The organism is Methanosarcina sp. A14 (assembly GCF_001729375.1).
GTDB lineage: Archaea > Halobacteriota > Methanosarcinia > Methanosarcinales > Methanosarcinaceae > Methanosarcina > Methanosarcina barkeri.
The window spans coordinates 1-16,991 of sequence record NZ_LZPK01000015.1 but is presented as its reverse complement, the minus strand read 5'-3'; the positions used below and the strand labels follow the sequence as shown (position 1 = coordinate 16,991).

15 protein-coding genes are annotated in these 16,991 nt (G+C 39.9%); 8 read left to right on the top strand and 7 right to left on the bottom strand.

Annotated features, from left to right (window positions below; genetic code table 11):
- Positions 1 to 12: 12 nt before the first annotated feature.
- Positions 13 to 270: a transcriptional regulator gene (locus tag A9239_RS00890; protein ID WP_048156895.1), complete on the bottom strand. Its 258-nt coding sequence runs from the start codon at positions 268 to 270 to the stop codon at positions 13 to 15.
- A gap of 245 nt (positions 271 to 515) precedes the next feature.
- Between A9239_RS00890 and nifS the strand changes: the two genes are divergently transcribed.
- From nifS to A9239_RS00855, 8 genes are all read left to right on the top strand, one after another.
- Positions 516 to 1,730, top strand: a complete 1,215-nt coding sequence (gene nifS / locus A9239_RS00885; protein ID WP_048118618.1) for a cysteine desulfurase NifS — start codon at positions 516 to 518, stop codon at positions 1,728 to 1,730.
- A gap of 151 nt (positions 1,731 to 1,881) precedes the next feature.
- Entirely contained in the window at positions 1,882 to 2,271 is a 390-nt protein-coding gene (gene nifU, locus A9239_RS00880; protein ID WP_048118615.1) for a Fe-S cluster assembly scaffold protein NifU, read from the top strand.
- Positions 2,252 to 2,842: a quinolinate synthase NadA gene (locus A9239_RS00875; protein WP_080941488.1), complete on the top strand. Its 591-nt coding sequence runs from the start codon at positions 2,252 to 2,254 to the stop codon at positions 2,840 to 2,842. Before nifU ends, A9239_RS00875 begins: the two co-directional genes overlap by 20 nt.
- 246 nt (positions 2,843 to 3,088) lie before the next feature.
- Positions 3,089 to 3,244, top strand: coding sequence for a hypothetical protein (locus A9239_RS19230; RefSeq protein ID WP_155396470.1), 156 nt, complete (start codon positions 3,089 to 3,091; stop codon positions 3,242 to 3,244).
- A gap of 86 nt (positions 3,245 to 3,330) precedes the next feature.
- Positions 3,331 to 4,734 (top strand): O-acetylhomoserine aminocarboxypropyltransferase/cysteine synthase family protein, encoded by a 1,404-nt coding sequence (locus tag A9239_RS00870; RefSeq protein WP_230629218.1) that lies wholly within the window; start codon positions 3,331 to 3,333, stop codon positions 4,732 to 4,734.
- A 2-nt stretch (positions 4,735 to 4,736) separates the two neighbouring features.
- Positions 4,737 to 6,344 carry a homoserine O-acetyltransferase gene (locus tag A9239_RS00865; protein WP_048118612.1) on the top strand — a complete coding sequence of 536 codons (1,608 nt, stop codon included), beginning with the start codon at positions 4,737 to 4,739 and terminating at the stop codon, positions 6,342 to 6,344.
- A 456-nt stretch (positions 6,345 to 6,800) separates the two neighbouring features.
- Complete coding sequence (locus A9239_RS00860) at positions 6,801 to 7,013, top strand: helix-turn-helix transcriptional regulator (RefSeq protein ID WP_048106925.1); 213 nt, start codon at positions 6,801 to 6,803, stop codon at positions 7,011 to 7,013.
- On the top strand, positions 7,000 to 7,425 hold the full coding sequence (locus tag A9239_RS00855) for a hypothetical protein (RefSeq protein ID WP_048118609.1): 426 nt from the start codon (positions 7,000 to 7,002) through the stop codon (positions 7,423 to 7,425). Before A9239_RS00860 ends, A9239_RS00855 begins: the two co-directional genes overlap by 14 nt.
- 1,805 nt (positions 7,426 to 9,230) lie before the next feature.
- On the opposite strand, the gene A9239_RS00850 is transcribed toward A9239_RS00855, so the two are convergent.
- The 6 genes from A9239_RS00850 to A9239_RS19225 all read right to left on the bottom strand — a co-directional run bounded on the left by A9239_RS00850 (position 9,231) and on the right by A9239_RS19225 (position 16,575).
- Positions 9,231 to 9,638 (bottom strand): DUF1699 family protein, encoded by a 408-nt coding sequence (locus A9239_RS00850; RefSeq protein ID WP_048118606.1) that lies wholly within the window; start codon positions 9,636 to 9,638, stop codon positions 9,231 to 9,233.
- A gap of 100 nt (positions 9,639 to 9,738) precedes the next feature.
- Positions 9,739 to 11,040, bottom strand: a complete 1,302-nt coding sequence (hisD, locus tag A9239_RS00845; protein ID WP_048118604.1) for a histidinol dehydrogenase — start codon at positions 11,038 to 11,040, stop codon at positions 9,739 to 9,741.
- A gap of 340 nt (positions 11,041 to 11,380) precedes the next feature.
- Positions 11,381 to 13,570, bottom strand: a complete 2,190-nt coding sequence (locus A9239_RS00840; protein WP_048155131.1) for an ATP-dependent DNA helicase — start codon at positions 13,568 to 13,570, stop codon at positions 11,381 to 11,383.
- 254 nt (positions 13,571 to 13,824) lie between these two features.
- Positions 13,825 to 15,591 carry a ribosome biogenesis/translation initiation ATPase RLI gene (locus A9239_RS00835; protein ID WP_048118599.1) on the bottom strand — a complete coding sequence of 589 codons (1,767 nt, stop codon included), beginning with the start codon at positions 15,589 to 15,591 and terminating at the stop codon, positions 13,825 to 13,827.
- Positions 15,592 to 15,891: 300 nt separating this feature from the next.
- Complete coding sequence (locus A9239_RS00830; RefSeq protein ID WP_048118596.1) at positions 15,892 to 16,080, bottom strand: hypothetical protein; 189 nt, start codon at positions 16,078 to 16,080, stop codon at positions 15,892 to 15,894.
- A gap of 357 nt (positions 16,081 to 16,437) precedes the next feature.
- Positions 16,438 to 16,575: a hypothetical protein gene (locus A9239_RS19225; RefSeq protein WP_155396469.1), complete on the bottom strand. Its 138-nt coding sequence runs from the start codon at positions 16,573 to 16,575 to the stop codon at positions 16,438 to 16,440.
- Between the last annotated feature and the right edge of the window lie 416 nt (positions 16,576 to 16,991).

Sequence of the window (16,991 nt, the reverse complement as noted above, 5' to 3'; positions counted from 1 at the left end):
ACTGCGTAAGTCCTATCTTACTACAAAGTCGCTGACTTTGTTATCGATAAGGTCCTGAGCAAGCTTTTCGATCAATTCTTTCGTCTCACCCTGAAACTCAATTTTGTAGCCTCGTTTTCCCGATATATACTGGGAAACTGCCGACGGGGCAATCCCCAGCAACTTTGCCGACGCTGCCTGTGACTGTCCTTTTTTTACAAGTTCGATTGCAAGACTGGCCCTTATTGCGGGGACCAGATCCCACACAATCTTCTGACACGGAGTTTCCATAATTACCATCACTTTTTGAGATTTTACACTTGAGGAAGAATATATCCTATGTACATATATATTATTTTCAGTACCAAAAATAATAATAAGATTCCCTGCCGGTCTCAGAAGGAATAAAACTTACAAGAAAACGGCTCGATTTTTAACAATTTACAAAATTTACAAAAAGATTCCGGGATTTTCCCTGCATATCTCTAAGTTTTTCCGCGAGATTTTACGATAAAACTTATATAGTCACAATTGTTATGAGTATTCACAATTGTGAAGGTGCAAGTGTGACCATTAAAGACAAAACCATTTACATGGACAACTCTGCTACAACGCCTGTAAGAAAAGAAGTTGTCGAAGAGATGCTTCCTTACATGACCGAAAATTTCGGAAACCCTTCTTCTATCTACGAGATCGGAAAAATCTCAAAACATGCAATAGACAAAGCAAGAGCAAAGGTTGCCAATGCTCTCGGGGCTAAAGAAAACGAGATCTATTTTACATCCGGAGGCACGGAATCCGATAACTGGGCACTTAAGGGGACTGCCTTTGCAAACCGGAATAAAGGAAAACACATAATCACCTCTTCTATCGAACACCACGCAGTCCTGCACACTTGTGCCTGGCTGGAAAGACAGGGTTTTGAGGTAACATACCTGCCTGTTGACAAATACGGAATGGTATCTCCTGAGGAAGTAAAGAAGGCGATTCGAGATGACACTATCCTTATTTCTATAATGCTTGCAAACAACGAAATAGGTACAATCCAGCCTGTAGAGGAAATCGGAAAAATCGCTAAAGAGAACCGGATTTACTTCCATACGGACGCTGTGCAGGCGATAGGCCATGTTCCTATCAATGTCAAAAAAATGAATATCGACCTTCTCTCCCTTTCTGGGCACAAGTTCGAAGGTCCAAAGGGCTGTGGAGCCCTCTACATCCGAAAAGGGACAAAAATAGATACCTTTCTGCATGGTGGGGCTCAGGAAAGAAAACAAAGGGCCGGAACCGAGAACGTTCCTTCCATTGTGGGCCTTGGAAAAGCTATAGAGCTAGCAACAGCCGAAATTGAAGAATCAAATAAAACCCTGCTCGAGCTGAGAGGGCACCTTATTAAAGGTCTTCTGAAAATCCCGAAAACCCACCTCAATGGGCATCCTACACAGAGGCTTGCAAATAACGTGAATGTTACATTTGAATACATAGAAGGCGAATCGCTTCTGCTGCTATTGAATGCGAATGGAATTTTTGCATCTACCGGAAGCGCATGTAACTCTTCTTCTCTCGAACCCTCACACGTGCTTACAGCCTGTGGAGTCCCACACGAAATCGTTCACGGTTCACTCAGACTCAGCCTTGGAAGGATGAATTCCAAAAAAGACGTGGATAGAGTACTTGAGGTTCTACCTGAGATCGTGCAGAAGCTACGAAACATGTCTCCACTTACCACGAAAGAGTACAGGACTATTTAAAGGCAGTATTTAACAGGCAACGGTGAACGATATTGAAGGAATTCGAGGTTGTTTTGAAAGGTTTTGAATATTTTGAATAATTTTTGAGTAGTTTTTGAACAATTCTAAAATTGAGAGAACATAATCGAAAAGCAATACTGGAGGACAGCTCATGGATTACAGCCTTAAAGTAATGGACCACTTTTCAAATCCAAGAAATATGGGAAGCATTGAGAACAGTGATGGTATAGGAGAGGTTGGGAACGCGAAGTGCGGAGATATAATGAAAATCTACCTCAAGGTAGAAGATAATCGGATTGCGGACGTGAAGTTCCAGACCTTCGGATGCGGAGCTGCAATCGCATCAAGTAGTATGGCAACTGAAATGATTAAAGGAAAAACTCTTGAAGAAGCCTGGAAACTTTCAAACAAAGCCGTTGCAGAAGCCCTTGACGGACTTCCTCCAATAAAAATGCATTGTTCAATGCTTGCAGAAGAGGCGATCCATGAGGCAATTAACGATTATCTAAAGAAAAAAGGGCTTGAGCCGTGGACAGAATAAGACGGCGGCTATAAAAGCTGAGTCCGATATCTGCTGCATATCGGCAAACGCTATAAATGTAGTAAATTCAGTTGAAGACAAGGAGATTATATTTATTCTGGACAAAACTCTGGGAGCCTTTGTATCTCTTCATACTGATAAAAAGATACATCTCTGGCCCGGATTTTGCCATGTTCATGATGACATCAGTGAGGAAAATATACAGAAATTAAAAAAGCTGCATCTTGATGCTGAATTTCTTGAACATCCCGAGTGCAGAATCGAAGTCCTTAACTTTGCAGACCGGATTCTAAGCACTTCGGGAATTGTAAAGGAGGTGGGAAATTCAGGCTTCACGGAATTTATAATAAGAACCGAAAGGGAAATTGTTCGAAGCCTGAAAAGGAAATACCCGGATAAGAAGTTCTATCCTGCTTCAAAGAAGGTTTTTTGCTACAATATGAAGAAAATAACTCTCGAGGCTATTCTGAACAGCTTGCAGAGTTTGGAATATGAGATTCATGTCCAGGAAAATATAAGGGTTAAAGCCAGAAAAGCCCTGAACAGGATGCTTGAGATTAGCGGATCTTGATGTATGGAGAGGAGAGTATACAGGAGAACGGTAACGTCTTAAGGCTCTTTTTCCTTAACTTTTCACGAAAATGGTTTTTATAAAAGATTTTCTGAAACTCTAAAATATGTGTTTGCAGATTATTATCAATAATTATTTATACTTTCTTTTATTATCATAGATAATTATCTGTATTAACATCGCTATTTAGTAGGTAGTTATTTATAATAGGTTCACGATTGTGAAGATAATCACAATTGTGAATGTATGCAAGAAGATTGTGAACACATGCAAAAAGAGAATAATCGTCAGGATGGCAGAGTGGTGATGCTTCCGGCTGCAACCCGGAATTATGTGAGTTCGATTCTCACTCCTGACTTTTCCAAAGATTACGATAAGTCATATAACGACGAATCAGGATGAATAAAGACGAATAAAAAAACTTCGAGAAATAGCCTGACGGATATCAAAAAAATTTGGACTGGGGATAAGGCTGGAGATAAGATAGAATGACGGACAAAAACAGAAATCGGAACGAAAAAGAAGGCAAGGAAAATCGGGAAATTCAGACAAAAGAAATTCAGACAAAAGAAATTCAGACAAAAGAAATTCAGACAAAAGAAAGCAGGAAAAAAAATAAGTCTGAAAGCCTGGGAGTTTCTACTCTTGCCGTGCATGCAGGCGCAAAACCCGATCCGGTTACAGGAGCAAGGTCGGTTCCGATTTATCAGACCGCAGCGTATGTATTTAAGGATGCTGAGGAAGCTGCCGATCTTTTTGGGCTCAGGAAAGAAGGCAATATTTATACCCGCCTTATGAACCCCACAACCGATGTCTTTGAGAAAAGAATAGCTGCCCTTGAAGGAGGCATAGGTGCCCTTGCAGTAGCCTCAGGAATGGCTGCAATTACAACCGCACTTCTCACTTTCACAAAGCCCGGAGATGAGATTATTTCAGGGGACAAGCTTTACGGAGGAACCTACGAGCTTTTCAATTATACTTTCCCAAAGCTCGGAAGAAACGTAAAATTTGTAGACGTCGGGAAGCCTGAAGAATTCAAAAATGCAATCTCGGAAAAAACAAAAGCCATCTATGTGGAATCAATAGGAAATCCCGGGCTTGATATCCCTGATTTTGAGAAACTCGCAGAAATCGCTCATGGCGCAGGAATTCCACTTGTTGTAGACAATACTGTTTCTCCTTTGATCTTACGGCCAATTGATCATGGGGTAGATATAGTCGTATATTCAGCAACAAAATTCATAGGAGGTCACGGGACTTCTATAGGAGGGGTAATTGTTGACTCAGGAAACTTTGACTGGAAACCTGAAAAATTCCCTGAGATTTGCGAACCTGATCCCGGGTACCACGGCCTGAAGTATAAGGAAGCCTTTGGAAAGGCTTCCTTTATCGCAAAAGCAAGGGTGCAGTTTGTCAGAGACACTGGAGCATGCATTTCTCCTTTTAATTCATTCCTCTTTACCCTGGGGCTTGAAACTCTGCCTCTCAGAATGAAAAAACACTGTGATAACGCCCTGGAGATTGCAAAATTCCTGGAAAAGCATCCTAAGGTTTCCTGGGTTTCGTATCCTGGGCTTGAATCCCATTGCAGCCATGAACTTGCAAAGAAATACCTTAAATCAGGTTTCGGCGCACTAATAGGCTTTGGGATCAAGGGTGGAGCCATAGAATGTAAAAAGTTTATTGAAGGGCTTGAGATCTTTTCCCACCTTGCAAATATCGGAGATGCAAAAAGTCTTGTAATTCATCCGGCTTCAACCACCCATGAACAACTATCAAAGGAAGAGCAGGCAGCCTGTGGAGTAACTGAGGACTTTATCAGGCTTTCCATAGGAATTGAGGATGCAAAGGACCTTATTTCCGATATTGATCAGGCACTCTCCGAGGTATGAGTATGGAAATCTCGACCCAGGTTCCTTCCTTTAAAAACCTTTTTTCGGGAAAAAAAGGCCAGAATCTTGGGATAGTCCGTTCAATGAACTATGAAATTCCTGGAATTTTCAGGCTCGAGAGTGGAAAGACTCTTTCCCATGTCAGGATAGAGTACGAGATGTACGGGAAGATGAACGCGGATAAGAGCAATGTTATCCTAGTCTGCCATGCCCTTACAGGCGATGCTCATGCTGCCGGATTTCATGCAGGGGACAAAAAGCCGGGCTGGTGGAACATTGTAATTGGCCCGAATAAGGCATTTGATACGGAAAGATATTGCATTGTCTGTTCAAACATTATTGGAGGCTGTAAAGGTTCTACAGGTCCTTCTTCTATTAACCCAGAAACAGGAAAACCCTACGGTATTTCTTTTCCTGTACTTACTATCGTGGATATGGTAAATGCCCAGAAAAAGCTTGTCGAGCACCTGGGAATAAAACAGCTTTTTGCAGTTACAGGTGGCTCAATGGGCGGAATGCAGGTGCTTCAATGGACGGTCAGTTATCCTGAAATGGTTAAAAAAGCAATTGCAATCGCAACAACTGCGTCCACAACCCCTCAGCAAATCGCATTTGGAGCAATTGGTAGAAAAGCAATAACAGATGATCCAAAGTGGAATGGAGGTAACTATTACGGAAAGAAAACTCCTGCACAGGGCCTGGCGCTTGCCCGCATGATAGGCCATATTACATACTTAAGCGATGCTTCGATGCAAAAGAAGTTTGGGAGAGCTCAGCAGGAGAAAGCAGGCCCGAATCTACCGAAAACTTCTTCAGAAGCCGCTCCGGAAATCTCTTCAGAAGTCTCTCCAGAAGTCTCTCCAGAAGTCTCTTCAGAAACCTTTTCTGACCATTCCTCGAATTTCCAGGTTGAAAGCTACCTGAATCACCAGGGAGATACTTTTACAAAGCGTTTTGATGCCAACTCATATCTTTATATCACAAAAGCCGTGGATTTCTTTGACCTTTCAAAAAATGGGTCTCTAATAGAAGGTCTTTCAGGAGTTACTGCAAAATACCTTGTGATTTCCATAACCTCGGACTGGCTCTATCCTCCATATCAATCTCAGGAAATCGTATCTGCACTTACTGCAAACGGGGTTGATGCCAAATACGAGGAAATCAGGTCTCAGTATGGGCATGATGCTTTTTTGCTTGAAGAAGGGCAGCTCAATTACCTTATAAGGGGCTTTCTTTCACAGATTCTTGTAAGTGACATCATGTACCGGAACTTCTATTCGGTTTCTAGAAACGAAACGATTGAAAACGCTTCAACCCTTATGGTAAAAAAGAAAGTGAACCATCTGCCTGTAATCTCAGAGGACGAAAAGCTTGAAGGCATAGTCACTTCCTGGGATATTACAAAAGCCGTTGCCTGCAAAATCACCGAGCTGAATGAGATCATTACCCGCGACGTGAAATACGTATTCTCAGGTGATAAAATCGAGACTGCATCCTCAATAATGGAAGATTACTCGATTTCCGCGCTTCCTGTAATCGATTCTGAAAACCGAGTTATAGGTATGGTTACGAGTGAAAGCATAAGCGCGCTTATTGGAAAGTTCAGTTAATTCAGAAAAGTTCAGTTAATTCAGAAAAGTTCAGTTAATTTTGAAGAATCTGATGATTCAAAATCCAAATTCTTTTGTCCAGCACACCACATTCAGCTTGAAAAGAAGAACTCTGTCTTTTCGGCTCTGTAAGTTATTTTTTAAATTAGTTTTCGTAAGTTCTATTTTGCAAGTTGGTTTTTGTAAGTTATATTTTGTAAATTAGTTTTACTGAAAAACTTTGAAGGTAGAGGATAAAGTTCCTCAATTTTAAGTTTAGTTTTTTATGACTAATCAAAATTTGTGGTTGGCTGGACAACCATTGAAATTTGGCATTTTTCTATTATTTGACATTTTTCTATTTTTACTAAATTATGGAAAGTATACATTACATTCTTGAGAGCGATACCATTAAGTATATGGAAAGCTTACTTTCCATAAATGGAAAGCTTACTTTCCATTAAGGGAGATCCCAGTTTGAAAAATAGGCTGGAAATATTACGAAAACAAAAAGGAATCAAGCAGGAAGAACTCGCTGAAGCGCTGGAAGTTTCCAGGCAAACAATAGGTTCTCTAGAAAATGGAAGATATAACCCGTCTATCATTTTAGCCTTTAAACTTGCCAGATATTTCAACACTACAATTGAAGAAATCTTCATTTATGAGGAGGAAAAAAATGATAAAAATTAACAGTCAAGTTAAAAATTATATATTAGTTGGGATAAGTGCAGGAATTATTATAGGATGTTTATTTGCTATAAAATTATATGGCAGGGATATTAGGGTTATTATTCCACTTGTAATAGCATTACTGATATTCGGACATTCAGTTGACAACATTTTAAAGATTTTCGCAATTAAAGACTCCACAAAAGCGGAGAAACAACTCAAAATTGAAATGAAAGACGAAAGAAATACCCTCATCAGGGAAAAAGCCGGGTCCAAAACAAATGAATATATGCTATATCTAAATACTGTTATAGTATTTATATTGGGTTTCATGGGCGCAGAATTCTGGATGCTTTGTCTTTTCGGTTTTTTAATCCTGGCACAGGGAGTTTTATCCATATTTTTATATAATTACTATGATAACCGATATTGAGACCTCAAATTTATCATTCCAGTCCAGCGCAAATTCTAGGTTGTAACCTGTACTTTAGGCTGAATAAAAAATGATATATTCAGATACGCTGCAAAAACGAAATTAAAAATGCAATAGTTTTATATAACAAATTTCTTGACAGCTTTTCGAAAACTGAGAAAAATATTGTATTAGGTTTGGTACTGCAAAGCTGATGAGCTTTTTTGTCAGATTTAATCCACTATACTCATAGTCGAATTTTCCTGTTTTTATAATCTTTTTGAACCTTTACTTTCTATATTTTTACGGCCTTTCTTTTTTAGATATCTTACTTAAGGCTATTACGAGTGTTAAGACGAATATCATAGCAAGGAATATTATGTTTAAGGGGCTGGTTAAATCAGAATAGTTATTGACAAAACCAGCAGTGAGAACATCAGTATTCCCAAGACGTAGTCCATAGTAAGCTCCTTCTAAAATTAATGCTATAAGTGGTACTAAAATGGCTATTAAAAAACTGCGTATTATAGTGTCAAACTTCATTCTTGATCAGATTTATAACTGCACATTGGAATATAAATACGTTTATTTCAGCCGAGGATTATGTAGTATATCAAGGCAGGTCATTTTCAAAATCATAGACAAAAAGACGACGATCACGAATTGATGATTAGAAATAGTGGTCAGGATTAGTAAAACAAAGATTAAACTTCGCTTCTATTTTGTTATACACTTTGTAGTAAATATATATAAATTCGTATTAAAAAGCTAAAATTAAATAAGTAAAGATATATCTGGCTGTTCAAGCTAAAATTAGTGTGTAATTAGTGTGTAATTAGTGAAATTTGTTATTTCAGAGCATCCTACAGAGTCAATTTATATGGATTAAATCGTCAATAATTGTATCAATAATTTAAAAATTATTAGTATCTTCTTCAAATTGAGTGGAAATATCTCAATTTCAATTTTCACTCAATGAACTTTTTATATACTCTTTTTATATAATCTTTTTTATATACTCTTTTTTTATACTCTTTTTTATATACTCTTTTTTATATACTCTTTTTTATATAATCTTTTTTTATATACTCTTCAACTTGTCTGGGTAAATGTAAATTTCATGTATTAACTAATAATTTAAGAATTTAACCAAGTTTGAAAAACAACCTCAAGCGATGCATTTAACTTTATAACTGTGTAGTATATTGTTGCACCTTTTTCTAGTTGGAAAATTCTCCATTGAATTTGAAGAGGATACAAAAATATGATGGATCTGTTTTATCCCAAAATTATTTCGCCTTTTTGATTTTTTTATTGCATTATCTATCTATTAGGTGACCCACCATTTTAATTCAACGTCGAATTTGTTTCTTTTACATGGTTCCTTTTATATGATTATTCCAAAGTACCAAAATGGAATTGGAGTTTACCAGTGTTTAACTTTTTGCATCGCCTGTTGTTGCATCGTGTATTGAACTTTCAAATGGTTTTGAATCTGCGAAATCATTTCAGGATACAACAGTTTTGATTACTTTAGGTTATTTTAAGCTATTTTAAGTTATTTTATATTATTTTAAGTTATTTTAGGTTATTTTAAGATATTTTAGGTTATTTCAGGTTATTTTATTATTTTAGGTTATTTCAGGTTATTTTATTATTTTAGATTATTTTACGTCTCTCGATTCCTGTTTGGATATCTGTCAATTTACTCCTGTTCAAAGAAATGTCCATTTATTCCATTCCTGTCCACCACTTTTCACAGGATAAGATCTGAAAAAGATCATATCCTGAAAATACACCCAGAAGATGGCGAAAGAATTAACAGATTAATCCACAATTTTTTTGCTCAGGATATACAGGATCATATCCGAATTCAATTTACTTTCCCTAGAAAGCTTTTCAGCAATAACTTCATTGGTAAAGCGATCGGCTTTTAATTCCTGTATTTTCTCCAGAACATTCTGAGAGACATTATAATATTCGTTTATGTCTTTTCTGTGTCCCCATACATCGCCTTCCAGAAGATTTATCTTCTGCATCTCCAGGAACATTTCAATTGACTTGGAAACCGTCCTTCTGTAAGATTTAGGAAGCTGTATAGCTTCAATTTTCGGACATGTTTCCGCAAGCATGAATACATCCTTGTTAGACGGTCTGAAAGCAAGATGGATAACCTTTTCGTTCGGGTTCAGGGTAGGAATTTCCTCCCGTGAACTAACTACTCTTATTTTCATACTATCCCCACTCCTTATTTAATATTAGATTTTCATTTATTTAAAAATCAAATTTTGTTTACGCATTTACATTTTAAATACATATCGATTAGCCAATATATTATTTAGAAGGTTTATACCCAAAACGAGTTCTAATAGCATCAGCATGTGCCTGTAGACCCTCTTCCTCGGCTAATGCGATTACAGTTTCTTTCAGACTTTCAAGCCCACTCTTGCTGATTCTCTGAATACTTGAGTATTTAATAAAATGGTTTATATTCAGACCAGAATAAACTCTGGCATATCCAGATGTAGGAAGTACGTGATTTGTCCCTGAGGCATAATCCCCAACAGGGACAGGAGAATAGTTTCCTATAAAAATCGATCCTGCATTTTTAATCCTATCAAGTACGAAATCCGGGTCCGATACCATAATCTCAAGGTGTTCGGGAGCAAATTTATTGCTAAAGCCAATACACTGTTCCAGGGAATCTGCAATAAGAATTGCGGCATTTTCAAGAGAAGCCTTTATAATACTGCTTCTTGCAGCCTGTTCCGCCTGAACCAGAACCTCTCTTTTTACAGCTTCTGCCAGCGTATCCGAACCTGTGACGAGTATTGAAACTGAATTTGGATCGTGTTCGGACTGTGCAAGAATATCCGAGGCGACCATGACGGCATCTGCGGACTCATCTGCAATAATGAGCACCTCGCTTGGGCCAGCCGGAAAATCAATTTCTGCAACATCCCTGATCTGCATTTTGGCAGCTGTGACAAAAACATTTCCAGGTCCTACGATTTTATCCACCTTAGGAACCGTTTCAGTCCCATAAGCCATTGCTCCTATAGCCTGCACGCCTCCTAGCTTGAACACTTTATCCGCTCCCGCAACCTTTGCAGCGGCAAGCGTAAGCGGGTGTACGGAGCCGTCCTGTCTTGGAGGTGTACAGACTATAACCTGCTCCACACCTGCAACCCTGGCAGGAATTACAGTCATGAGTACGGTTGAAGGATAGGATGCCCGCCCTCCAGGAGCATATGCACCCACACTTTCCAGAGGCGTTGCTTTTTGACCCAGCACGATCCCTGGTTTGAGTTCCATAAACCAGGTAGCTTTCGGGAGCTGAGCTTCATGGAAAGCCCGTATGTTTGCAGCTGCAGACTTAAGGTGATCCAGAAGTTCGGGACTTATGCCGGAAAGAGCCTGTTGAAATTCCTCCTTACTTACCTCAAAGTTTGCAAGTTCTACTTTATCGAATTTAGCCGTATATTCCCTGAGCGCGGAATCTCCTCTGGTACGCACATCGGAAAGCACGGTTGAAACGGTTTTCGCTACATCCTCAAGCCCGGAACCCCGGGAGACTAATTTTTGCATTTCAGCTTCCGAAACATCAGACAACTTTTTGAATAACATCATGACCATCTCTGAAAGAACCTGACAGAACCTGATACAGGTTGAAATCTGAAATTTGATATAAATTGACTACTCAAATCCGATATAAACTGACTACTCAAATCCAATATTAACTGATTATTCAAATCCAATATTAACTGATTATTCAAATCCAATTAAACTGACTCTATTACAAATTAGTAATCGGTAATCTGAGAACCGAATAAGAAGATAATTGGTTAACTTGATAATCCGATTCAATTAAATCCCTGCTCTCATTTAATATTTTATCCCTTACTGAGCCCATTAATAGAGATAAACCGTAAAGAATATCTGATTTGTAAAATTAAAATAAATAAAGCAGGTAAAATCAATAATCACTAATTGTTTTTTGCCCTGAATACGGACTTTTCTCAGGAGGCTTAGACTCAATAATTCCAGAAAATGCTCCTTTGCTCCTGATCTGCTTGAAAATCCGGTCTGCAATTTTTGGCCCAAGAAGAGCAGCAACTTTCTCAGGATCAACTCCTGCAAGCTCTGCTGAGGATTTGAAGCCTGCCTCATAGAGTTTCCTTGCTCTCACGCGCCCTATACCTCTGATATTGAGCAGATCCATAAGTTCAGGGGCTGCTCCGTAATGTATCCTCTTTTCAAGTTCTGCGGCTTCTTTTGCACCTTTGAGGTCAAGGAGCCCGGCAAGTTGAGAGGTGACGTGCATTATCCATTCTGCAATATCCGCAATTGAATGAATGTCACCTTCCCCGGTGCCAAACTTTAAGCAAATTTCGTTTTCAGATTTTTCATGGACCCAGTCAAGCAGAAGGAGGGAAGTCTTGACTTCCCCAAGGAACCATTCATATTCCGTAGTATCGAAGGGACTGGGCACCTTTACAAACTCGCTCACATGAGCCATTACATAATCATTGATACCCTGATAATCATGGCTCCGCATGTAAAGCAGGCGCATGTCAGGTGTGCTGCACACCAGATGCAGCAGAGTAAGCTCACTCAGGCTCTTTGTCTCTTTCAGGCCCCTTGCAATCCTGGTGGCTGACAGGGGGTCGATATAGAGTCTTGAAACAAGCTTTCCGAAGCTTGTAGGAATAAGGTCATCGTCTTTCTCAAGCATCCCTTCCTGACGCAAAAAGTTAAGGCATTCTTTTACAACCGTAGAAAGCCCGAAGTTCGAGTACTGAAAAGCGAAAAATGTTGCTTCAAGAAAATCCATGAGTTCATCATATGTCCGCGCAAAACCGTTAGAGATCGTAGAGAGCACATGGGTCCTGAGAGCATTTTCGGTTCCGAGCTTGGACCAGATATCTTCGGCGTTGGCTTCGATATAGTTTTCAAAAAGGAAAACAAACTCCTTATATGATTTTGCAACAAGTACAGCTTCTCCGTATGGGTCAAGCCTTGGCCTGCCTGCCCTGCCTGCCATCTGTTTGTACTCGAGCACAGGAATAGGCTGCATTCCGTCTTCAGAGGAATAGCGTCGATAATTTCGGATAATTACACGCCGTGCAGGCAGGTTAAGCCCGGCTGCAAGGGTAGGCGTGCTCGAAATCAACTTTATCTTTCCAGCCCTGAAACCGTCCTCCACAAGTTCTCTTAAAGGCGTGGTAAGACCTGCATGGTGAAAAGCCGTGCCTGAACGAATACAAGCTGCAAGGTTCGTTGAAGTATCGGTTTCACTGTTTTCAAGGATCTCGTCTGCAATTCCTGCAAGTACATTTCTGTCTTCGGCTGAGAGTATCTTTTTAACAGTTGAAGCTGCTTTTTTTGCAAAAGCCATGCAGTTTTTTCTGCTGCTTTCGAAAACCAGGCATTGTCCGCCTTTTTTGAGGGTATCCAGCGCAAGGTTTACAGCATTGTCTTTTGTGGGCTGCTCAACAGCTTTTTCCCTATCTTTGCAATAGAAGGTCCCATTAAAGAATACTCCTTCAAGAAGCTCAGTAGGCCTCCATTCACTTACTACAAGCTCGGCTTCCAGCCAGGCTGCGAGTTCGTCGGCATTCCCGACAGTTGCAGATAATGCAAGGATCTGGCAGGAAGGGTTCATTTTCCGAAGCTTTGCAAGGGTAACCTCAAGCGTTGGGCCCCTGTCCGGCGAGTCTATCAGATGCACCTCGTCTGCCACAACAACCGAAATTTCCTGCATCCAGACGGTCTCGTTTCTGAGCAGAGAATCGGTTTTCTCGGAGGTTGCAACAATAATGTCGTTTACTCCGAGTCCCTCGTCCCGCAGGTCATAGTCCCCTGTAGAGATCCCTACCCTTATTCCAAGTTCTGAAAACTCCCGAAAACGCCTGAATTTCTCGGAAGCAAGAGCTCTAAGAGGCACGATATAGAGTGCTTTTCCTCCTGCAAGGATGGATTTCAACATTGCAAGCTCGGCAAGGAGAGTCTTCCCTGAAGCTGTAGGGATTGCAGCAAGCAGGTTTCTTCCTTTAAGCAGCCCTTTTTCCACGGCTTCGGCCTGAGGGGGATAAAGTTCCATAATTCCGGAATCGAGATAAAACTGCTTTACTTCATCGGGCAGATCAAGACTTTCTATCTTCATTGAAAATCAGACACTCACACATTGGATAAAAACTATTTTGGAATTGCACGCCAGTATCGAAAAATCTTATCTTCAAAATCTGAGCCCTCTGTTAAGGGAATCCGGATTCATTGAGATTTTTTGAACGTGATCTAGACTTCACTTACTGGACATCACTTGCTGAACATCACTTACTGGACATCACTTACTGGACATCACTTACTGGACATCACTTACTAGATATCACTTACTGATATCATTTAGAGATACAGAATTTAATCACCTGCTGAGTAATAGTAATTTCCGCTCTCTTTTTGCTCCCGATCAAGCCTTGAGCCCAGATTATTCACACGTGGACGCCTTGTTTCCTCATCCCTACGGAAAGTTATACCCAGGTTTTTCAGGAATCTGTTCATACCGTCTTCCATGCTGAACGGGCCATGCGCTTCACCGTATACTGAAGGCTTGCCTTCAAAAACAACGAGTCTCTGGCTTAGCATATCTATCATGTAGATATCGTGGTCTACGACAAGGGCTGTCTTATTGTTGTTTTCGGCAAAGCGGTTGAGGACTTTTGTGACCATGGAACGCTGTTCCACGTCCAGATGGGCACTTGGTTCGTCCAGGATATAGAGGTCGGCTTCCTGAGAAAGGCAGGCTGCAATCGCAACTCTTTGCAGTTCTCCACCACTAAGGTCTGTAAGCATGTTGTCATATATCTTATCAAGCTGGAGTGGGTTTGAAATCTCTACCTCGTAGTAGCTGGTTCCAAAATGCTTTGAGATCCCGCGCAGGAAGTCCTGTACGCGCACAGGGATGTCGGCTTTAATATACTGAGGCTTGTAAGAAATCTTGACATCTATGCCTGGATCACCCTCTTCAGGTTTGATTTCTCCTGCAAGTACTTTTACGAAGGTTGACTTTCCTATCCCGTTAGGGCCCACTATCCCTAGCACCTCGCCTTCTCGAAGACTGCCGCCTGTGGCTTTCAGGGAAAAGCCGTCTCCAAATTTCTTTGAAAAACCATTAAAGGTAACCATAGACCTTAACTGGTAGTCTTCTCTTGGAGGATGGACTTCAAACTTGATGGCCTCAGGCCGGATCCTTATATTTTCTTCAGGGAGATAGCCTTTGAGGTACTGGTTAATTCCCACACGTACACTCTTCGGAAGAGTAACCACACCGAAACCTGCAGGCTCTCCGTAGGCAATGTGAATGACGTCTGCGAGCATGTCCAGAAGTGCAAGGTCATGCTCTACTACGAGCACAGTCCTGTCCTTTGAGATATCCTGGATCAGGCGGGCGACGTTAATCCTCTGGTAGATATCAAGGTAGGGGCTAATTTCATCAAAGAAGTAGAACTGAGCATCCTTTGCCGCACATGCTGCTATTGCTACACGCTGCAGCTCTCCACCACTCAATTCCGAGATTTTCCTGTCAACTATGTTTTTTAAATCGAGATAGTCGATAAGCTCATCAAGGACTCCTCTTTCATCGGTATTTTCAAGCAGTTCGGAGGTTTTTCCTTTGAAAGCTTTAGGAATGAGGTCCACGTACTGGGGTTTTTGGGAAACCCGAACTTTACCATCCACGACATCTTTAAAGTAATCGTAAAGTGCAGTTCCGGCATAGTGTTCAAGAACAGTATCCCAATCGCCTTTTTCCTGTCCGAAATTAGGGACCAAAGTTCCTGAAAGGATCTGGACGGACGTACTTTTTCCTATCCCGTTAGGGCCGAGAATCCCTGTTACTTTTCCTACCCTGGGTACAGGCAATCCGAAGAGAGCAAAACCATTTACTCCGTACCTATGAGTAGGCTCCGTCAGAGTTTCAGGAAGCCCTATGATCATAATGGCTTTAAAAGGGCATTTGTGGACGCAAATTCCGCAACCTACACATAATTCTTCGGAAATTACGGGCTTTCCGTCTTCTTCAAAAACAATCGTCTCATCCCCTGTTCGAACTCTAGGACAGTATTTCTCGCACTCCTTACTACACTGTCTGGGCTGACACTTATCTTTATTAAGTATAGCTATTCTCATAATAGTCCCCGAAAATTGCGTTTTTCGTTAATTTGTTAAATAGTATTAGATTAAGCACCTGATGATTTCAAGCGTGACCAGAGCTTAGCAATGTAAATTTTTGCTATAGCAAAGAAGTAACCAGAGCTTAACAGCGTAAATACTTGCTATAGCAAAGAATGATTCTCACAGCAAAGCAGTATGATAATGCAATGTCTGGTATGTTGAAAGTATATTTTACATATAAAGTATTATTTGAGAAAATATTGCACGTATAAAGCAATTACTTGAGAAGATATTACATGTATAAATAGCAATTACTTAAAAGGAAATAAAAAGAAATAAATACCTTAGAAAACAGGCTGTTGATTTAAACTCAGCATTTTTCTTATTTTGTCTCCTTTTTGTTTTAACTATTACTTTTGTTTTAACTATTATTTTTGTTTTAACTATTATTTTTGTTTTAACTATTATTTTTGTTTTAACTACCATTTTTGTTCTAACTATCATAAATCTATCTCAAACACTCAAAAATACCTAAATCCTCAGCTTTCTTTCCACATCATATCGAAGTTGCATCTCTTTTTTCCTGATAAGCATACTTGAGACCCTGACACCTGAAATACGACTGGTCTTTCATATAGGCGGCTGGGTCTTTCATATAGTAATAGAAACATCGTCAGTGAGCTTGATCTCTTCACCCATATAAAATTCCTCGGTATCTTCACAGACACATACAAAATCAATATCATTGAGAAGACTTGTAGTGTTGGAAATGCCTTGATAGAGTGAACATTCACTAGAGAGTGCGCTTCTAATGGATACAGCAATATTTCTTAGTGCTCCTACAACCTCAGAGAGTTGTGGTTAGACCCTTAAAACATGCATCTGAACTGTCAAGGACATTCCATACCCTATCAAGGACCAGGGCGTTGCCCCTATTATGTTTCCATCAGCCTGCGCCAGCATCACATCTAATAAATTCGAGATTGGTGCCTGCTCCATCAGCTACTTTTAGTATTGCATCAACCAGTTACGGACTTATGCTATCACCGTTTATAACCACTGCTTTCTTAGCCATATAAATTTCACTGGCCTCTTAAAGGCATGTTTGCTTATTAAGCCCTGGATATATTCTGAATATATTCTGAATATAACACATAATATTATGAGCCTATCCTGAAACTCAAAATTTGATTTTTGAATTTCGTATGTGGAACAGTCAGTTGAATACCTAATCATTAAACTGATCCTGAAAACTCATAGTGATTTAGAATAAAATAGGTTTTGGGATCGGCTCTTATATATACAAAATATTAATAACGATCCGCATAAATGCAAAAATATCATGGAAATTATGCAAGAAAGCACTTATAGGTATTCCATTATCACTAATACTTATTAGAGAATCTCAAATTAGC